We start from the raw sequence: 15880 nt of genomic DNA on the forward strand, positions 1-15880 counted from the left end.
CGAGAGGCGACTCACGGGGCCGGTTGGCGAGAGACCGGCCCCGGTCGGGATGGTCAGACGTGACGAAAGTTGCGGCGCCAATCGCCCGAAACCTCGATCTCGCCGTACTTCGGCTTGTCCCACCGAACGTCAAGGATGCCGTCAGGGCGCCCCGTGCCGAGGCCGACAACCGTCCCGGTCGCGCCGCCCACGACGTGTGCGACGCGGTCGCGGATCGCGAAGGGGCGGGCATCGGCGGCGAGCGCCCGGGCGGCGTCCTCGACGGCCTCGGCCGGGGCCACCTCGGCGATCTCGGTCAGCTCGTAACGCTCGCCGCCGATGCAGTGGAACAGCTCACCGTCTCGGCCGCGCGTCCACGCGCCCGCCGAGATGCCGTCGGTCACGTAGAGCTCGGCGCGGGCCTTCTCGGTGGTCGGAAAGTCCTGCGTCTCGACAACCTGACCGTTCTTCGAGGTGCGGGTCATGCGGATCATCTCGGCTCCTTCGTCGTCGGGGCTGAACACGTCAAGTAGACCACGCGTGAGGCGCCTCACGCAAGTCAGTAACGAAGAGGCCCCGACCGGCGAGTCGAGCTCGGAGGGCGGGGCCTGTTCGTGCGGGTCAGGAGGCCGAGACGCCGACGATGCGGCACTCGATCGTCGAGCCGGGCGGCGCGTCGAGGAAGGTCGACTCGTTCGCTCGCGCCGTGTCGCCGGGGGTGATGTTGCGGATAGTCGTCGAGTCGGTGTCGAGCCGGGCGCCGGTCGCGTCGCGGTACTCGAAACGCACCCTCGCGTCGACGGTCTCGCGCCCGTTGTTCTTCACGCTCACGCCGACCTCCGCGACCGAGCTCGACGCGTTGCACGAGGTCACCTGGGCGTCGAGATTGCCCGAGGCCCGGTCGGAGCTCAGCTTGCCGAGGGCGAGCACGCCGCCGCAGATGAGGCCGACGAGGGCGAGCGAGCCGAAGATGATAAGGAAGATGCCGCCGGGCGACGCCCAGAAGGACTGCCGTTTAGGGGCCGTAGGAGGGCCGTAGGGCGGATGAGCGGGCGGGGGGTAGGGGTGAGCCACGGTAGGTCTCCTGCGAGGGTCGACACACGAGCAGAGCGCCTCACGATAGCGGAGGCGGGCTACCTTGTGATGTCACGTAAGCGACTCACGACGAAGGCCCCGCCCCTGAGTCATCCCAGGTGACGGGGCCTTCATCACTTCCAAGCTCGGCCGTGCGCGTCGAGCACCTTCCGTGCTGCCTTCTTGAGCGCTGCGATGGTGGGCGGCTTCTCGTCGGCTCGTAGCTCCTCGATGGAGCGTGGCAGGGCGAGCAGGGCGATTCGCCCGCGGTCGTTCCGCGCGGCGAGCCGATCGAAGTGGTCGACCTGCTTCTCGAGCTCGGCGATCTGCTCGCCGTGTGCCTCGCAGGAGAGCGCCCGCTTCGACGCGGCGAGCACCTGCCGGTCGCGGTCGACCTGCACGGCGGCGACCTGATCGCGGAGGCGCAGGATCTCGCGCGCCATCTCGACGACCTCCGGCACCGGGGCGCCGGAAGCCTTCAGGGCGTACGCCGCTCGCCGGCAGTTGTGAGGCAGAGCGCCGAAGGTGGCGCCGGGACCGTCATACCGGGGCGAGCGCGGATCGATGTGCTCGCCGCCCTTGTGCGGGGGCTCGTCGACGCAGTCCGTGCGGGCGCAGGGCTGCTCGGGTCCGTAGGTCGTCACGCGGGCACCTCCTCGGCGAGAGCGGCGCGTAGCAGCTCGAGCGACCGAGCGACGCTCGCCCGTACGCGGGCCTCGGAGACGCCCAGGAGCGACGCCGCCGCGAGGTTGGTCCGGCCCTCGGCGACGGTCTCGAGCAGGATCTCGCGCTGCCGCTCCGGCAGGGTCGCGAGCGCCGCAGCGATGCGAGGCGAGAAGCTCAGCTCGCCGTCACCGCTCGCCGGCATGAGCTCGGCCGTCGGGAGGTCGGCATCCTTCTTCTCGTCGATCCGGTCGAGCACGTTTGCGTCGTAGAAGCGGCGGGCGTGGCGGGCGATCTCCTGCCGAGCTACGACGGTCAGGAGCGGCCACGGGTCGCGGCCGGGGCGCACGCGGGGCGACGCCTTCCATATGGCGATGAGCGCCTCTTGTACGGCGTCGGGTACCTCGGCCTGCGGAAGCATCGCCTCGGCCTTGCGGGCGCACCAGGGGCGCATGGCGGCGAGCTGCTCGTTGATGGTTTTCGTCATGGTCGCGCTCACCGCCGGGTACCCGGTCGGGCCGGCAGGTCGAAGACGAGCTCACGCACGCACTCGTCGCGGGCGTCGTCGCGGGCGTCGCGCTCGTCGAAGTCGACGAAGTCGTAGTCGTCGCGTGAGATCAGGTCGGCGTCGTAGGTGCTCACGGTCGGTGTCTCCTCGGTTGTGGGCGTCGGGGTTGGTTGGTCTCGCCGGTCTCATGCGCCGGGCGGGGCCGGCCTGTGCACCGGCCCCGGATCCGGTCGCGTCAGGCGTCGATCGCGCCGATCGCCTCACGCATCTTGCCGAGCGCGCCCTGACGCGTGCGGAGGGTCTTCGTACGGGAGAAGCCGAGACGGTGACCGATCTCGGCGTCCGGCACCGGGTCGTAGTCGGTGAAGCCGTACGCCATGCGGCAGACCGTCGCCTCGACGTCGCTCACGGCGCCGAAGGCGACCTCGACGAGGATGCGGTCTTCGGCGTCGGTCATCTCGCGGGGCGCGGCGACGTCGCTCAGGGCCTCCTCGCCGTGCACCTCGATGACGACCTCGAGCGAGCGGCCCGCGGCGGCGAGGGCCTCGTAGATCGTCCAGAAGGTTGCCTCCGGCATCGAGTCGCGCTCGCGGGTCGGCGCGAGCTTCGCCGCCGTCTCCGGGTCGCCCTCGGCCTCACGGAGGATCGAGTAGAAGCGGTCGACCATGCGGGGCGCGATGGAGAAGCCGCCCGTCGCGAGAGACGCCTCACGCGACAGTGCCGAGGAGACGTGGTGCAGGTTGGACAGGAGCCGGTTCGACTTCGCCGGGTCGAAGTCATGAATCGCCTTGAGGAAGCCGACGAAGGCGACCTGCTGCGCGTCCTCGACCGAGAGGGCGACGGCGTACTTCCGCACGGCGCCGCGGAGGTTGGTCACGTAGGACTCGAAGAGGCGCATCGTCGCAGCCTCGACGCCCTGCTTCGCCTGAGCGATGAGCTCGACCTCCTCGGCCGGCGAGGCGATGTGCTGCTGCGAAACGGACCACATAGTGTCAAAAGCGGACATAGCGATGCCTCCTAGGGCATAGAGGAGTCCGGCCGGAGCGACCGACCCGTCGAACGGGTGTTTCAAATCGCAGGTCAGACGACCTGCGTGCGATCAACTATCTACGCGTAAGACGCCTCACGCAACTTGGATGGACCGTTCGCGCGAGATCGCGACCGTAAGGTCAACTAGGGTCATCCGGTCGGACACCCGACAGACGCATACGGCCCCCGGAGTGATCCGAGGGCCGTAGCGAGGAGGGTCGATCTAGGCGACGGGCAGCAGCAGGTCGACGAGGTCGGCGAGGGCGATCACGGGCTTACCCAGCGCCGGGGCGAGGAGGGGCTCGAAGAACGTCTCGCATCCGGGCGTCACGACAACGTAGTCGCAGTGCTCGAGCGCCATCAGGTCATAGTCGACCTGAGCGAGGAGCTCGTTAGGGCACCGGGACGGCATGTGCGCAACGCCCGGCACGACGACGTCGTAGCCGAGCGCCCGGAGCGCGTCGTAGGAGCAGGCGTACGCCTCGGCTCGGCGCTCAGTGTCATCGCTCTGAGACGACGGAGTCACGAGGTAGATACGCGCCCGGCGCGCCTCGCGTAGGGCTTCGTCCTTCACCTATCAGCTCCCGTCCATGCCGCAAGTCCCCGTTTGAGCTCCTGCCGCGCGTCTTGAAGGGCTGCGGCGACGGCCCTGATCACGCGCTCAGTGTGGAGCAGATGGTTACGCAACTGCAACCGATCGGTATCAAGAGCCACATCTGATGTCGGATCGGATCGCTCGTGCTTCGACCGTTCGGCCGTGTCCTCCCGCGGGCGAGCGACCGGCGCGGCCGTCCACTGTGCGCCGACGGCTACGGGGAGGAGCGTCGCGAGCTCGTCGGCCTCGCGGCGCACCTGGGCGACTAAATCGGCGAGTCGGAGCTCGTCGGCGTCGGCGTCGAGGTCGGCCGGGGTCACTGTGCCTCCTTCGTACAAGTGTTCGATGATAGCGGGTATCGGCAGGTCATGCGGCGGCTCCGTAGCCATGTCCCCAGCTCGACCCGTACACCTCGGGGTCGCTCTCGATGCGCACGCCGTAGAAGGTGCTCTCCATCAGCCGGCCGATCTCTCGGATCACCTCCTCGGCATCCTCGGCAGGGGCCTGCCCGATGAGCTCGTCGTGCACCGGCAGCAGCAGGTGATCGCCGAGACCTGCATCGAAGATATCGACAATCGCTTGAGCTAGCAGATCGCGCGAGGTGCTCTGCACGATGTAGTTGGTCGCGGCGTAGAGCCGGTCGCGGTCGAGCGGCAGGTGCCGGCCCGAGGCGGTAATGACCTCCTTCTTGCCGTACTCGGCCCGGTTCATGAGGCGGCGCGAGTAGCGCTTGATACCCGGGAAGGTCGCGTCGTAGGCCGCGAGCGCTCGCTTCACGCTCTCGAGGTCGGCGCCGGTCTGCCGGGTGATCGTGGCGGCGCCACCCCCGTAGACCTTGCCGAAGCCGACCGCCTTCGCGATCTTCCGGTGCTGCTTCGTGAAGCCCTCGCCGAAGACCCGCTCGGCCGTAAAGGAGTGCAGGTCGACGCCGTCGGTGATCGCCTTCTTCATCGTCTCGTCGCCGGAGAGCGCCGCGAGCACGCGCATCTCGACCGCCTGATAGTCGGCGGCGATGATGACCTGCCCAGGGTCGGCGACGAACGACCGGCGAATCGTCCAGTCCGACGAGGGGAGCTGCTGAAGCGGCGGGCGCGAGACCGACATACGCGCCGTTCGGGCCTGAAGACCTCCGATGAACGGATGCAGGCGGTCGCTCGAGTCCTTCAGATCGAGGAAGGCTTGCGCGTAGGCCGTCGACCACTTCGCCGCCCGGTTACCTCGCATGATCGCGTCGGCGAGGGGATTCGGCCGGCGAGCTTCGATCCGCTCCCACTGAAGGTTGAGGTCGGCGAGCGGAAGGAGCACGTTCTTATCGACCTTGTACTTCCCGCTCGGCGTGCGTTCGTGAAGCTCCTCGCCCATCGCGAGCAGCGCCTCGGCGATCTGCGCCGTCGAATTCGTGTTCGCCACGCCGTACCGGGCGGCGACCTGGGCGAAGCGCTCCGCGTCGGCGAGCAGCTCGTCGCGGAGCTTCTCGACGTAGGGGACATCGAGCAGCATGCCCTTGCGCTGAAGCAGGCAGAGCAAGACCTGCAAGTGGTGCTCGAATTTGCTCAGCCGGTCGAGGCCGACCTCGTGCACGATCGCGCCGATCTCATCGAAGAGGCGCCGTGTCAGGAGCACGTCGAGGCCGGCATAGCGGAGGTAAGTCTCGTTGTCGATGGGGATGCCGGCCCAGCCGGTCTCTTTGGTGAAGCCGAGCGAGCGGAAGACCGACGTCAAGCCAGCCTGAGTGTCGGGCGCGTCCGGGTCGACGTAGACCGCGGAGAGCGGCTTCAGCCCGAGCCCGATGCCGCCCTCGCTCTCGGCCCGCGGGTCGAGCAGGTGAGCCAAGATCCGCGTGTCGAAGGTGCGCGAGCCGAGCTCCTCGACCTTCACGCCGAGGTGCCGGTCGACGACGAGCAGGTCGTAGGCGGCGTTGTGCACGACGAAGGCCCGCGGCTGCCGGAGAGCGCGAGTGACCGCGTCGCCGAAGAGATCGGTACGCAGTACCCAGGCTTCCGAAGCGTTGCCGAACTGCGCAAGGCGCAGCCGGTGCCCAGGCGTGTAAACGTCGAGGCCGGTCGTCTCGGTGTCGAAGGCGAGCACCTTGTCGCCCTGGGCGAGGAACGCCTCGAAGTGCGCGAGCTCCTCGCGGCGCTCGAGGTAGTGAATTGAGCAGGGCGTGCCGGCGACGGCGTGAGTCAGGGTAAGCACCTCGAGGCGCTCCTCTCTCAGGTCAGGCGGTCAGGGCGTCGAGGCGCTCGCGAAGGGCGGTCGCGGGCATGTAGCCGAAGTCGTCGACGACCTGCCCGGCGCGGACGGCGAGCACCTTCGGCACGGACATGACGCCGAAGGTCCGGGCGGCGACCGCCCCGCCGTCGGTGTCGATGTCGCACTTCACGAGCTCGAGGCCGCGGTCGGCGAGCTCCGTCGTCAGGAGAGGGCCGAAGCGCTTGCAGGGCTGGCACCACTCGGCGCTGAAGTAGAAGAATCGGGTCTTCACGTAGGAGCTCCTTCGTGCAGACGAAGGGCCGACCCTCCGCGTGGGAGAGCCGGCCCTTCAGCGGGTCGGGCGGGTTAGCGGGGCTCGAAGCCGGGCAGGCAGCCGGGACGCCAGTAGTGCAGCGCCGACCGCCCGGTCTCGAGCGGGCAGCCGCAGAGCCGACGGTCAGCCACCGCACCCACCGCCGCAGCAGCCGACGCCCCCAGGGCGCGGCTCGTCCGGGTCGACGTCGGGCATGTCGGCGAGCGCCTGCTCGATCGTGAGCTGCTCGCCGCCCGGTACCGGGTCGCCGCAGAGGCCGGCGAGCGGGCAGGCGCCGCAGCCTCCGGAGACGCCGCAGTCGTCAGCCGGGGCGGTCACGCGCGGTTCCATACGAAGTCGGTACGGGTCTTCATCACGCCTCCTCAATGGACATCGTCGGGGTCGTCGCGCCCGCGCCTTCGTTGAGCTGCTCGGCGACGAAGCGGAAGGAGTCGGCCTCGGTCAGCGCGACCTCGCAAACGCTCGTGTCGTCCTCGAAGCCGTGCAGGGTGACGCGGTAGGGCTTCCTCATGGGGCCTCCTCGAAGATGCTTCCGAGCGACGGGCCGCTCGTCGGGGTCTCGGTCTTCTCATGCGCCAGAGGTGACGGAGGTGTGCGCTCCTCTTCGACCGGCTCGACGGCGTCGTCGCCCTGGGCGTCGGCCTGCTTCGCCCGCCGGACGCCGGAGAAGTAGACGCCCGAATTCGACTTCCGCTTCGAGGCCCCGCGCTCCTCGAGGGCGGCGAAGAAGGTGCGCCTCGTCCAGCGCTCCTTCATCGGAAGGTTCTCCTCGTCCGCCCAGGCGAGATAGGCGTCGTAGGCGAGCTTCCCGGTGATCCGGCCCTCGTCGTCGTAGACGAGCACGCCCGGCAGCAGGCCGGCGAGGGCGTCGCTCGTCTGCCGGTATTCGCGGGTCGCGTCAACGATCGGCTTCGGGTCGCCGAGGCCGTCGCGGAACCACTCGACCGCCCCGCGGACGGCCCACGCGAGGATGCCCTGAGCCTCGGCCTTGAGCTTCTCGCCGAGCCTGTGATCACGTTCGTGCGGGGCGAAGTAGCGCTCGAAGGGGATCAGCTTGACCCTTCTCCACAATCCTTCGTCTTGGCCTCTGAACTGCGGGCGGAAGTTGGTCGCCAGCATCAGGAGGAAGTTGGGGCGGAACTCGAAGAACTCGCGCCGCATGAACCGGGCCGAGATCAGGTCGCGGCCGGTGACCCGCTTCAGCACCGCTTCAGCCATCGGCCGGCCCTGCTCGCCCTCGGCGGCGAAGACGAGCCGGGCGGCCTTCAGGCTTGCGAGGTCGTTGGGGATGCCGCCTGATGGGCGCTCCTCGAAGGTCGAGAAGGGCGTCGTGACCGAGAGCTCACGGAAGACCTCCGTAAGCGTGTCGGTGAAGATGCTCTTGCCGTTCGCGCCCTTGCCCCAGAGCACAGCGAAGCACTGCTCGTCGGTGTGCCCGGTGATGCCGTAGCCGACGAGGCGCTGCATGAAGTCAGGCAGGCCCGCGTGCTTTGCCGGGTGAGGGAAGACCTCGCGAAGGAACTGCTCCCACCGCGGGGCCGACGCCTCCGGGTCGTAGTCGAGCTCGACGCGGCGGGTTAGGAGCAGGCCCGGATCGTGCTCGAGGAGCTCGCCCGTGCGCAGGTCGACGACGCCGTTACGGCACGCGAGCAGGTGATGATGCCGGTCGAAGTCGTTCACGTCGGCCGCGACGCCCTGAAGGGCACGGAGCTCCTTCGTCATCGAGTCGATGCCCTTCGTGCTGTTCGCGTGCTTCGCGAACTGCTTCAGGCGCCCGTACTTCTTACGAAGCTCCGTCGCCTCGTCGTCGTCGCCGGCCTTCTCGTGGGCGTCGATCGCCGTGCCGATCGCGGCGGCTTCGTCCCAGAGCATCCGGGCGACTTCCTGCGCGTGCGTGCGCACCTCGTCGAGCTTGTCGGGGCGCCACACGCCGTCACGCAGCAGGAAGAAGCCGGCCTCCGGGCTGAAGCGCACACCCGAGCCGGCCTGCTCGAGGTGCGCCTTCAGCCTGCGAGCGGCGGCGACGTCGGTCAGGTCGGCGTCGGTCCATGCCGCCATGCGGGTACGCAGCCCGCCGGGGTCCTGCGCCGAGGTGACAGCGCGGATGAAGGCGGTCGCGAAGCCGTCGGCGTCGCGCTTGCGCCAGTCGGTCAGGTCGTCGCCGTCGACCGGCGGGCGAACCTTTCGGACGGAAAGTCCCTTCTTCGCGAGCTCGGCGCCGAGCGTGCGCGAGAAGGCATCGCCGGCCGGGTCGGCATCGCCGCAGATCACGACCGGGCGACCGTCGGCGATGGCGGCGACCTCGTCGGCGACCGAGGCGGCGAGGCCAGCACCGCGGACGAAGGCGACGTCATAGCCGGTCGCGACGGAGGTCAGGCCGTCGCCGGGGCCTTCGGTCACAATAAGCTCTGCCCAGCCGGACTCGCCCGGCAGGTAGCCGACCTTCGCCCAGGAGGCGCCGTCGGGCGACTTCGGCCCGAGCCAACGGACGCGCGCCTTCGGGTCGAGCGCGCGGGCTTGGAAGCCGCGGGGAACGCCGTCGCGGTCACGGAACGGGACGACGACGCGGCGGCCCCCACCGAGATCGTCGGCGACGCCCAGGCCGAGGCGGTCGGCATCCTGAGCGGTGATACCGAAGCGGTCGCGCAAGTACGCGTCAGCGTCTTCGCAGGCCCCGGCCTGAAGGTCAATCGCCCAGCGGTCGAGCTGCGCCGCGAGCTTCGCGACCTCCGCGGGGCCGGCCGGCTTGTCGGTCGACCGGGCGCGGGTCTTCACCTCGCCGGCCTCGACGCGCCGGAGGTCGTCGAAGGACATCGAGAGCGCCTCGAGCACCTGCTCGGTCTTGCACCCCGCCCGGCACTTCAGCAGGAGCGAGCCGGCCTCGCCGACGGCGACGCGGAGCGACGGGCGCGAGTCCTCGTGCGCCGGGCACGGGACGACGTAGCCGTCGCGCTCGTCGACGACCTCGGCGAAGCGGCCGAGGAATTCATCGAGGGTCACTGACTATCCCTTCCGTCGGGTGATCGGTCGCGGGTCTCATGCGCCGGAGTCCGGCGAGGTGTTCGCCGGCCGCAGGCGGTCAGCGCTGAAGGGGTGCGAGGCTCGGCCTAGCGGCTTGACTTCAAACAAGGTCGGGCCGACCTCGGGCGGGTACTCGTGCACTGACACGACCTGACCGACCGCCGCTCCGTTGAACGGGCTATACGGCGAGTCCGGGTCGGGGAGGATCTCGACCCAATCGCCGACGGTGTACGGGGTCACTTCGCCTCCCGAGCAAGGGCGTCGAAGTCGGTCTCGAGATCGGCCTCGACCTGGGCGAGGTGCTCGGCGTACCGATCGGAGGGGCCGGTGAGCTCGGCGAGGAGCTCCTCGGCCCTCCGTAGGCGGCGCAGCAGCCGAGCGAACGTCACAACCCGCATCACCGCGTAGCCGTCGCCGGTCGAGCGGCGAGCGCGCTTGACGAAGGCGACGCCGTAGTGCTCGCCCGCGTGCACGCGCTGCTTCTCGGCGCCGTCGAGGCCCTCGCGCATGGCGTCTTCCCAGGAGCGCCAGTCCTTTGCCTGACCGATGAAGGGTGAGAGACCGTGCAGGTCGCCGACGTCGTGCCGGCCCTCGGCGTACGGCTTGAACGCCTTGATCGAGGCAGCGCGGAAGAAGACGCGGAGGGCTCGCTCCCATCGGCTGCCCTTCGCGCCGTTCGGGTTGCTCATTCGCCGCACCGCCTCGAGAGCGTTTCGCGCCAGTCCATTCCGCAGCGAGCGCACTTCTCGCGCCCTGTCCAGTAGCCCGAGGGCAGGTCGTGCGTTGCCTTGATTGCCTCGCGCTCGAGGCGACCCTTCTCGAGCTGCTCGCGCACCTCCGCGGCCGTAGGCAGATCGGTCGGCGGCAGCGTTTCGACAACGGTCAGGCCGGCCGGGCTTACGGCGACGCGGTCGCGGTAGCTCCCGTGACCGGACGACCGCCGGACGAGGTCGAGGCGGATCGCCCCGGACGGCGTTACGAACGGTGCCGGGGCGACGGTCGCCTCGGCGGTCAGGGCCGACGACCCCGACGTGTAGGCGTACACGACGAGCGCGCCGGGCGTGATGGGCGTACCGCGCCAGTCGCGCGGAGCTTCGGTGCTCACGGATTCCTCCTGAAACGGCGAAAGGCCCCGAGGCCGGCGGACGGATGTCAGCACCGGCCCCGGGGCCTGCTTCTAGCGGGTAAGGCGACTCACGCGATGAGCGCTCAGTACGGAGGCTCCTCGTCGCCGGGGCGCGCCTTCGGCTTGTAGGCGCCGAGCAGCTCGAAGACCGGCTTGATGAAGCGCTTCTTGTCGCGGCCCTCGCCGTACTCGACGACCTCGAGGCCGAGCGACACGAGCGCCGGACCGTTGACCTTCGCGAGCTTCTTCTCGAAGTCGACGATGTCCTTCACGAGCGACCACGAACCGGAGGTGAACCGGAAGCGGCCGAGCTCCGGGTCGTCGGCGAGCCGGAAGTACGCCGTGATCGAGGGCTGGCAGCCGGTGCCCTTCTTCGCCGCGTCCTTGCGGTCGGCGAGGAGCTGCGGGCATTCGCAGCCCTTGCCCTTCGCCGGGTCGTCCTTGTCGACGCCCTTCTGCTCGATGCCGTCGCAGCGCCGGATCGCGTTGTTGTTCCGGCCCCAGAGGATCATCTCCTGCTTCAGGGCGTCGGGGCCGTCGAGGATGACCTTCACCGCCTCGGAGGTCGTGAAGACCTCGAGGTTGTCCTCGCCCTTCGTCTCCCACGACTGCGGCGCCTGATCGTTCTCGCTGCCGAACAGCTCGACGATCCGGTCGGCGACCTCCGGGTCGCCCGAGGTGACGCGCCACTTCTCGAGCGAGGAGGGGCGACCGTTGATCTGATAGCCGGAGCGGAAGCGCCCGACGATGTCCTCCGAGAAGCGCTGCCGATCCTGCGGCGCTGCCTCCGGGTCGGTCTCGAAGATGCGGAGTCCCAAAGCGATTCTCCTTGCAAGGTGTGCGCGGGCGACCGCGCTATGACCGGGTCGTAGGGCTCATGCGCCAATCAGGGCGCAGGTGTGCACGCGACCTTCGGAGCCGACTTGTCGGTCGCCGGGGCGTGGCCGAGCACACTCGCGATGCGCTGCGACCGCCGGGCGTGCATGTGCGGCAGGATCGCCCGCATGACCTGCTCGGCCTTCGGCCCGCTGATCTCCGCGTGCCAGGTTGCCGAGGCCGGTGCGGCGTTGAGCGAGCAGCGGACCGAGGCCCCCATCAGCCGTGCGGCGTGCTCGACGGTGTCGCGGTCCGTCATGGCGAGGCGGACCCGCGGGTAGCGCTGCCGGTGCAGGTCGAAGGCGGCTTCGCCCTCGAGCAGGCCGGCGAGCCATGCGACGTCAAGCGGGGAGGCTTCGTCGATCATGCGAACACCGCCGCGACGCACATGAGCAGCAGCAACACGAGGGCGCCTCCGAGCACAGTCAGTGCGTACGGACGCGCCACGCGCGCCGCCAATTCGTCCGCCTCTCGGCGCTCCTCCGGCGTCACGGCGCCACCCTCCCAGCCTCGTCGAAGGCGGCGTACGTCGCCAGCATGAGCCGGGCAAAGTGCCGCTCGAAGCCCTCGGCGACGAGCTCGATCTCGCGCTGCGGGTAGCTCGGGAAGGAGCTCCCCTCGCGCTTCGTCCGCAGGCTGAGCAGGTTCATCAGCGAGCGGGCGTTGATCGTGACGTACGCCGAGGAATAGATCGAGACCGGCAGCGACATGCGGGCGACCTCGCGGGCGATGCCGTCGGCGAGCATGACCTGATAGAGGTTGTACGCAGCTCGGCTCGTCATCTTGAGGGTCTCGACAGTGTCGAAGTGCTGCGCCCGCGTGCCCGGCTCGAAGCGGTACTCGCCCGCCTTGCCGACCTGCACGAGCGGCCGGTCGCCGGCCGGCACGTAAAAGACCGGCTCGAGCTCGCGGTAGCGAGCGCTCTCCTCGTTGTACGAGGCGATGCGGTGCCGCATCAACTCGCGGAAGACGAAGATCGGCGCCTCGACGTAGAAGGTGAAGACGGCGTGCTCGAAGGGCGAGCCGTGCCGGTTCTTCATCAGGTACCGGATCAGGCCCGCGTCGGCCTGGGCGTCGCGGGACTCGGCGCCCTTCGTCGAGACGCGCGCGGCGCGGACGACGGAGGCGTCGGAGGCCATCGCGTCGACGAGCTCGACGGTCATGTCGCTTCTGAAGCGAACGTCGGTCACGGCGCCTCCTCTCCGAGCTGCTTCCGCAGGTAGTCGACGAAGCGGCGGACGCCGTTCGCGTTGTTGAAGTAGCGCCGCCGCTTCATCAGGCCTCGGAAGGTCTCGGCCTCGTCGAGCACGCGGCGCAGCATGTCGGCACGACCGGCGTAGAAGGCTGCCCCGAGGTGCTCGTTGGCGATCGGGTCGCCGTTCTCGTCCGTCTCGACGAGCACTGCGCGGAAGCGCCGGGTCGGCTGCTCGACGACGCCGACGGAGATCACGACGGAGTCGCCCTCGGCGCGGGCGCTGATGTTCGCCTCGTGAAAGTCGGCGTACTCGCCGTCGATGAAGTCGCGGATGATCTCGGCGACGGTCTCGGCGTTCATCGCGTCACCTGACCGGCGTAGGTCGTGTGCCGCGACGGAGGCATGACCGACGAGCCGGCCATCGCTTCGCCGAAGACGGTCTCCTTCAGCTCGCGCTCCCACCTGAACGTCTCGCGCAGGTGTAAGAAGTGCTCGAAGACGACGTCGTCGTGTCGCACCGGGTAGAGCGCCCAACCCTCCGGCCGGACGTGCAGGACGCCCGCGGCCTGGGCCTGCGGCAGCGGCACGCGGGAGCCGTCGGGGCGCACGATGTAGTCGGCCTTCCCGTACGCCTTGAGCTGAAGGGCGACCTCCTCGTGCACACCGCTCCGGGTCGTTTTCCAGTCGAGCCACGCGAGCTCGCCCTCGATCTCGGCGAGGGCGTCGAAGCTACCGGCGTAGTCGTGCTTCTCCGACCAGACGGTCTCCTCCATGAAGACGAAGCGCGGCTGCACCTTGTCAAGGAAGTCGGCGAAGTGCTCGACGAAGGGCTTCATCTCGGGGTGGACGCGGCCGACGCTCTCGCCCTTCGCCATCGTCTCGAAGTAGTCGTGCGCCTCGGTGCCGACGTCGGCAGCGCGCCGGGTGTCACGGTCGGGGGCGCGCTTGAGGTAGTCGATCGCGCCCTGCTTGTCGCCGTTGAGGGCGAGGCCGACCATCTCGCCGAGGTTGCCGATCGCGTACTCGGCAACGACGCGCGAGGCCCAGGGCTTGAGGAAGGGCTTCGGGAGCATGTCGAGGATGCTCGTCACGCCCGGCACTTTGGTCTTCTTCTCAGGGTGCACGTAGAAGCGGGAGCCGCCCCGCTTGATAGTGCTGATCTTCGGCGTCGTCAAGACGTCCAGACCTCCTCGCGGAAGGTAGTGAAGGGGACGTCTGTCTCATGCGCCAATCGGGGTCAAGGTGTGCAGAAATGCGAAAAGCGCCCTCGCCGGGTAGGCGGGGCGCTGCGCGGGGCGGCCGGAGGCGGCTCCCGAGTGACGAAGTGACGGTTCTTACGTCACTTCATATTCTCTCTCTATGTCTTCTTCTCCTCCTCCTTAAAGCATCTATATAGAGTGACGCTAGTTTCGTCACTTCGTCACTCGCCCGCGTCCGCCCCTGCGACCGCCGCCGCGTCGCCGAGCTGCTCGGCCCGCGACACGAGCCGGCTTAGCACTGCTTGTGCCTGTACGCGGTCCGTCTCGGTCATCTCGGCGAGCGCCGCCGGGTCGATGTGTTGCAACACGAGCAGCGCGCCTGCGATGGCGCGGAGTACGTCGGCGCTACCCGGTCCGCCCTCGGAGCCGGGCGCGACCTGATGCCTTGCGGCGTTGAGCAGGGCGCGGCGCGCGTCGCGCTGCTCGCGTGATCGGTCGACGGATGACTCGCTACGTAGGCCCAGGTCTGCAACCTCCTGCGGCGACAGTCGCTCGCGGACGTACTTCGAGACGTGATAGCGCACTGCTGCCTGCGTGGCGCGTGACTCCTCCTGCGAGTAGTCCGCGTCGGAGTAGCGGTCGACGATGAAATGCCTGTACTCCCAGGTGCGCGCCGCCCAATCCGGCTCGCCGCTCGGCGTGAGGAAATGCTCGCGGAGGTCGACGGAGAGGCGGGCGACCTCGCGAAGCGCCTCGGTCCGAGCTGCGTCACCGGGGGAGAGAGTCTTCAGCTTGCGCAGCGCCTTGACGAGGTCACGCGCTAAGTCCTGACGTGAGCGGGTTCGCTCCATCTTTCGGGGCCTCTCATCCGTCGGTGGGCGGTGCCGAGCCATCATACGAAGCGTGAGTCGTCTTTCGCGCGGGGCCTGTCTTAAATCTTACTTAGGGTTGCCTTTCCTGTAAAACACAGCAAGGCCCCGATGTCGCATGACCGAGTCATACGGCACCGGGGCCTTGTCAGGTGTCAGGGGTAGCTATCCGCGGAGGCGACTTGCGACGGCGTCGGCCTTCGCGAGCAGCTCGTCGACCGTCCCGTTGTTGAGCACGAGCCGGTCGGCCGGGTAGCCGTCGAGCGCAGTCTCGCTCTCGTGCATGTCGGAGTCGTCCTGCCCAGGGCGGAAGACGCGGACGAGGTACCCGCCGCGGTCGCGGATCGCCTTCGCCTCGTTCGGGTAGCGAACATCGGTGATGACGACCGGAGCCGGGTTGGCCTCGGCCTGGGCGAGGACGCGCCGAAGCCAGAAGTCAGGGTCGATCCGGCGGATTGCGGCGCCGTAGCGCTGCAACGTGCGGCGTACCTCGGCGTACTCCTTCGCGCCTTCCCAGCCGATGAGCTCGACGACCTCGGAGAGTCGGTGCGAGCTCTGTACGGTGTCGAGCGGCGTCACGATCGGGTCGAGCTCGAGCGCCGCCTCCTTCAGTGCATCGGCGAAGGCGAAACGACGGTAGCCGTACGCCTCGACGAGCCGGCCGGCGAAGGTGTCCTTACCGGCGCGCTTGCGGCCGATGATGCCGACGAGCGGGCGCGGGTAGAAGGTCGTGCGCACCTCCTCGGCCGTGCCCTGGGCGTCGACGGTGAAGTGCTCGCGGACGGTCAGCATCAGAGCCGCCCCTCGTCGAAGGGCTCGCCGCCCGACTGCAAGACAGGCTTCGCCTTGCCGGCGAGGTAGAGCTCGTCGATCTGCGCGTCGGTCTTCGGCGACCGCTCGCCCGGCCATGAGTACATGCCGCGGACGTAGGTGTAGGGCGTCGACGTTGCGCCGTGCCAACGCACGATCACGACGTCGCCCGGTCGCCACTGCGGCGCCGCCTTCGTGAGGTGCGGCTCGTCGATGATGAGGTGCACCCCGTCAACCTTCACCAGCCATGCGAGCGCGTACGGTGCGCCGTGGTGGGCGACGATCTCGCCGACCTTGCCGCCCAGCTCGGCCGGGAGCTTTACCTTCTGACCGGGGCGGAAGCGTGGGGTGACTGCGCGGGCGGTGCCGAAGCTGGTCAGGACGTCATACGGGGAACGGGGCGGCACTG

Annotated in this window: 25 protein-coding genes; all 25 read right to left on the reverse strand. The window is 69.0% G+C overall.

Annotated features, from left to right (window positions below; all coding sequences use genetic code 11):
* Positions 1-53: 53 nt before the first annotated feature.
* Complete coding sequence (locus ACGF5G_RS04135; RefSeq protein ID WP_393258831.1) at positions 54-473, reverse strand: hypothetical protein; 420 nt, start codon at positions 471-473, stop codon at positions 54-56.
* Between the two features lie 127 nt (positions 474-600).
* Positions 601-1053: an FxLYD domain-containing protein gene (locus ACGF5G_RS04140; protein WP_393258832.1), complete on the reverse strand. Its 453-nt coding sequence runs from the start codon at positions 1051-1053 to the stop codon at positions 601-603.
* A gap of 134 nt (positions 1054-1187) precedes the next feature.
* The gene (locus ACGF5G_RS04145) at positions 1188-1697 is read right to left on the reverse strand and encodes a hypothetical protein (RefSeq protein ID WP_393258833.1); all 510 of its coding nucleotides are present in this window, start codon (positions 1695-1697) and stop codon (positions 1188-1190) included.
* A complete protein-coding gene (locus ACGF5G_RS04150) occupies positions 1694-2203 on the reverse strand; it encodes an RNA polymerase sigma factor (protein ID WP_393258834.1) in 510 nt (169 codons plus the stop codon). Before ACGF5G_RS04150 ends, ACGF5G_RS04145 begins: the two co-directional genes overlap by 4 nt.
* 8 nt (positions 2204-2211) lie before the next feature.
* A complete protein-coding gene (locus ACGF5G_RS04155) occupies positions 2212-2358 on the reverse strand; it encodes a hypothetical protein (protein WP_393258835.1) in 147 nt (48 codons plus the stop codon).
* Between the two features lie 101 nt (positions 2359-2459).
* Positions 2460-3212, reverse strand: coding sequence for a sigma factor (locus ACGF5G_RS04160; RefSeq protein WP_393258837.1), 753 nt, complete (start codon positions 3210-3212; stop codon positions 2460-2462).
* Positions 3213-3476: 264 nt separating this feature from the next.
* Positions 3477-3827 carry a hypothetical protein gene (locus tag ACGF5G_RS04165; protein ID WP_393258838.1) on the reverse strand — a complete coding sequence of 117 codons (351 nt, stop codon included), beginning with the start codon at positions 3825-3827 and terminating at the stop codon, positions 3477-3479.
* The gene (locus ACGF5G_RS04170; RefSeq protein WP_393258839.1) at positions 3824-4168 is read right to left on the reverse strand and encodes a hypothetical protein; all 345 of its coding nucleotides are present in this window, start codon (positions 4166-4168) and stop codon (positions 3824-3826) included. Before ACGF5G_RS04170 ends, ACGF5G_RS04165 begins: the two co-directional genes overlap by 4 nt.
* Positions 4169-4214: 46 nt before the next feature.
* Entirely contained in the window at positions 4215-6044 is a 1830-nt protein-coding gene (locus tag ACGF5G_RS04175; protein WP_393258841.1) for a DNA polymerase, read from the reverse strand.
* A gap of 22 nt (positions 6045-6066) precedes the next feature.
* A complete protein-coding gene (locus ACGF5G_RS04180; RefSeq protein WP_393258843.1) occupies positions 6067-6333 on the reverse strand; it encodes a thioredoxin family protein in 267 nt (88 codons plus the stop codon).
* Between the two features lie 165 nt (positions 6334-6498).
* On the reverse strand, positions 6499-6705 hold the full coding sequence (locus tag ACGF5G_RS04185; protein WP_393258844.1) for a hypothetical protein: 207 nt from the start codon (positions 6703-6705) through the stop codon (positions 6499-6501).
* 22 nt (positions 6706-6727) lie between these two features.
* The gene (locus ACGF5G_RS04190) at positions 6728-6886 is read right to left on the reverse strand and encodes a hypothetical protein (RefSeq protein ID WP_393258846.1); all 159 of its coding nucleotides are present in this window, start codon (positions 6884-6886) and stop codon (positions 6728-6730) included.
* Complete coding sequence (locus tag ACGF5G_RS04195) at positions 6883-9375, reverse strand: phage/plasmid primase, P4 family (protein ID WP_393258847.1); 2493 nt, start codon at positions 9373-9375, stop codon at positions 6883-6885. Before ACGF5G_RS04195 ends, ACGF5G_RS04190 begins: the two co-directional genes overlap by 4 nt.
* A gap of 36 nt (positions 9376-9411) precedes the next feature.
* Positions 9412-9636, reverse strand: coding sequence for a hypothetical protein (locus ACGF5G_RS04200; protein WP_393258848.1), 225 nt, complete (start codon positions 9634-9636; stop codon positions 9412-9414).
* Complete coding sequence (locus ACGF5G_RS04205) at positions 9633-10085, reverse strand: hypothetical protein (RefSeq protein ID WP_393258850.1); 453 nt, start codon at positions 10083-10085, stop codon at positions 9633-9635. Before ACGF5G_RS04205 ends, ACGF5G_RS04200 begins: the two co-directional genes overlap by 4 nt.
* Positions 10082-10501, reverse strand: a complete 420-nt coding sequence (locus ACGF5G_RS04210; RefSeq protein ID WP_393258851.1) for a hypothetical protein — start codon at positions 10499-10501, stop codon at positions 10082-10084. Before ACGF5G_RS04210 ends, ACGF5G_RS04205 begins: the two co-directional genes overlap by 4 nt.
* A gap of 104 nt (positions 10502-10605) precedes the next feature.
* Complete coding sequence (locus ACGF5G_RS04215) at positions 10606-11340, reverse strand: hypothetical protein (RefSeq protein ID WP_393258852.1); 735 nt, start codon at positions 11338-11340, stop codon at positions 10606-10608.
* A 68-nt stretch (positions 11341-11408) separates the two neighbouring features.
* The gene (locus ACGF5G_RS04220) at positions 11409-11765 is read right to left on the reverse strand and encodes a hypothetical protein (RefSeq protein ID WP_393258853.1); all 357 of its coding nucleotides are present in this window, start codon (positions 11763-11765) and stop codon (positions 11409-11411) included.
* A complete protein-coding gene (locus ACGF5G_RS04225; protein WP_393258855.1) occupies positions 11762-11890 on the reverse strand; it encodes a hypothetical protein in 129 nt (42 codons plus the stop codon). Before ACGF5G_RS04225 ends, ACGF5G_RS04220 begins: the two co-directional genes overlap by 4 nt.
* Positions 11887-12588 (reverse strand): FAD-dependent thymidylate synthase, encoded by a 702-nt coding sequence (gene thyX / locus ACGF5G_RS04230; RefSeq protein ID WP_393258857.1) that lies wholly within the window; start codon positions 12586-12588, stop codon positions 11887-11889. The genes ACGF5G_RS04225 and thyX overlap by 4 nt, the downstream gene beginning before the upstream one ends.
* A complete protein-coding gene (locus tag ACGF5G_RS04235; protein WP_393258859.1) occupies positions 12585-12953 on the reverse strand; it encodes a hypothetical protein in 369 nt (122 codons plus the stop codon). The genes thyX and ACGF5G_RS04235 overlap by 4 nt, the downstream gene beginning before the upstream one ends.
* Positions 12950-13768 carry a hypothetical protein gene (locus ACGF5G_RS04240; RefSeq protein WP_393258861.1) on the reverse strand — a complete coding sequence of 273 codons (819 nt, stop codon included), beginning with the start codon at positions 13766-13768 and terminating at the stop codon, positions 12950-12952. The genes ACGF5G_RS04235 and ACGF5G_RS04240 overlap by 4 nt, the downstream gene beginning before the upstream one ends.
* 245 nt (positions 13769-14013) lie before the next feature.
* Complete coding sequence (locus ACGF5G_RS04245) at positions 14014-14643, reverse strand: hypothetical protein (RefSeq protein WP_393258863.1); 630 nt, start codon at positions 14641-14643, stop codon at positions 14014-14016.
* 183 nt (positions 14644-14826) lie between these two features.
* A complete protein-coding gene (locus tag ACGF5G_RS04250) occupies positions 14827-15453 on the reverse strand; it encodes a hypothetical protein (protein WP_393258865.1) in 627 nt (208 codons plus the stop codon).
* Complete coding sequence (locus ACGF5G_RS04255) at positions 15453-15878, reverse strand: hypothetical protein (RefSeq protein ID WP_393258867.1); 426 nt, start codon at positions 15876-15878, stop codon at positions 15453-15455. Before ACGF5G_RS04255 ends, ACGF5G_RS04250 begins: the two co-directional genes overlap by 1 nt.
* Between the last annotated feature and the right edge of the window lie 2 nt (positions 15879-15880).

Source organism: Micromonospora sp. NPDC047730, assembly GCF_043204765.1.
Taxonomy (GTDB): domain Bacteria; phylum Actinomycetota; class Actinomycetes; order Mycobacteriales; family Micromonosporaceae; genus Micromonospora.

Excerpts from the sequence above, each read along its gene's own strand:
- ACGF5G_RS04220 (WP_393258853.1), bottom strand. The coding sequence starts at position 11,765 with ATGATCGACGAAGCCTCCCCGCTTGACGTCGCATGGCTCGCCGGCCTG.
- ACGF5G_RS04190 (WP_393258846.1), bottom strand. The coding sequence starts at position 6,886 with ATGAGGAAGCCCTACCGCGTCACCCTGCACGGCTTCGAGGACGACACG.
- ACGF5G_RS04150 (WP_393258834.1), bottom strand. The coding sequence starts at position 2,203 with ATGACGAAAACCATCAACGAGCAGCTCGCCGCCATGCGCCCCTGGTGC.
- ACGF5G_RS04205 (WP_393258850.1), bottom strand. The coding sequence starts at position 10,085 with ATGAGCAACCCGAACGGCGCGAAGGGCAGCCGATGGGAGCGAGCCCTC.
- ACGF5G_RS04250 (WP_393258865.1), bottom strand. The coding sequence starts at position 15,453 with ATGCTGACCGTCCGCGAGCACTTCACCGTCGACGCCCAGGGCACGGCC.
- ACGF5G_RS04135 (WP_393258831.1), bottom strand. The coding sequence starts at position 473 with ATGATCCGCATGACCCGCACCTCGAAGAACGGTCAGGTTGTCGAGACG.
- ACGF5G_RS04160 (WP_393258837.1), bottom strand. The coding sequence starts at position 3,212 with ATGTGGTCCGTTTCGCAGCAGCACATCGCCTCGCCGGCCGAGGAGGTC.
- ACGF5G_RS04235 (WP_393258859.1), bottom strand. The coding sequence starts at position 12,953 with ATGAACGCCGAGACCGTCGCCGAGATCATCCGCGACTTCATCGACGGC.
- ACGF5G_RS04185 (WP_393258844.1), bottom strand. The coding sequence starts at position 6,705 with ATGGAACCGCGCGTGACCGCCCCGGCTGACGACTGCGGCGTCTCCGGA.
- ACGF5G_RS04245 (WP_393258863.1), bottom strand. The coding sequence starts at position 14,643 with ATGGAGCGAACCCGCTCACGTCAGGACTTAGCGCGTGACCTCGTCAAG.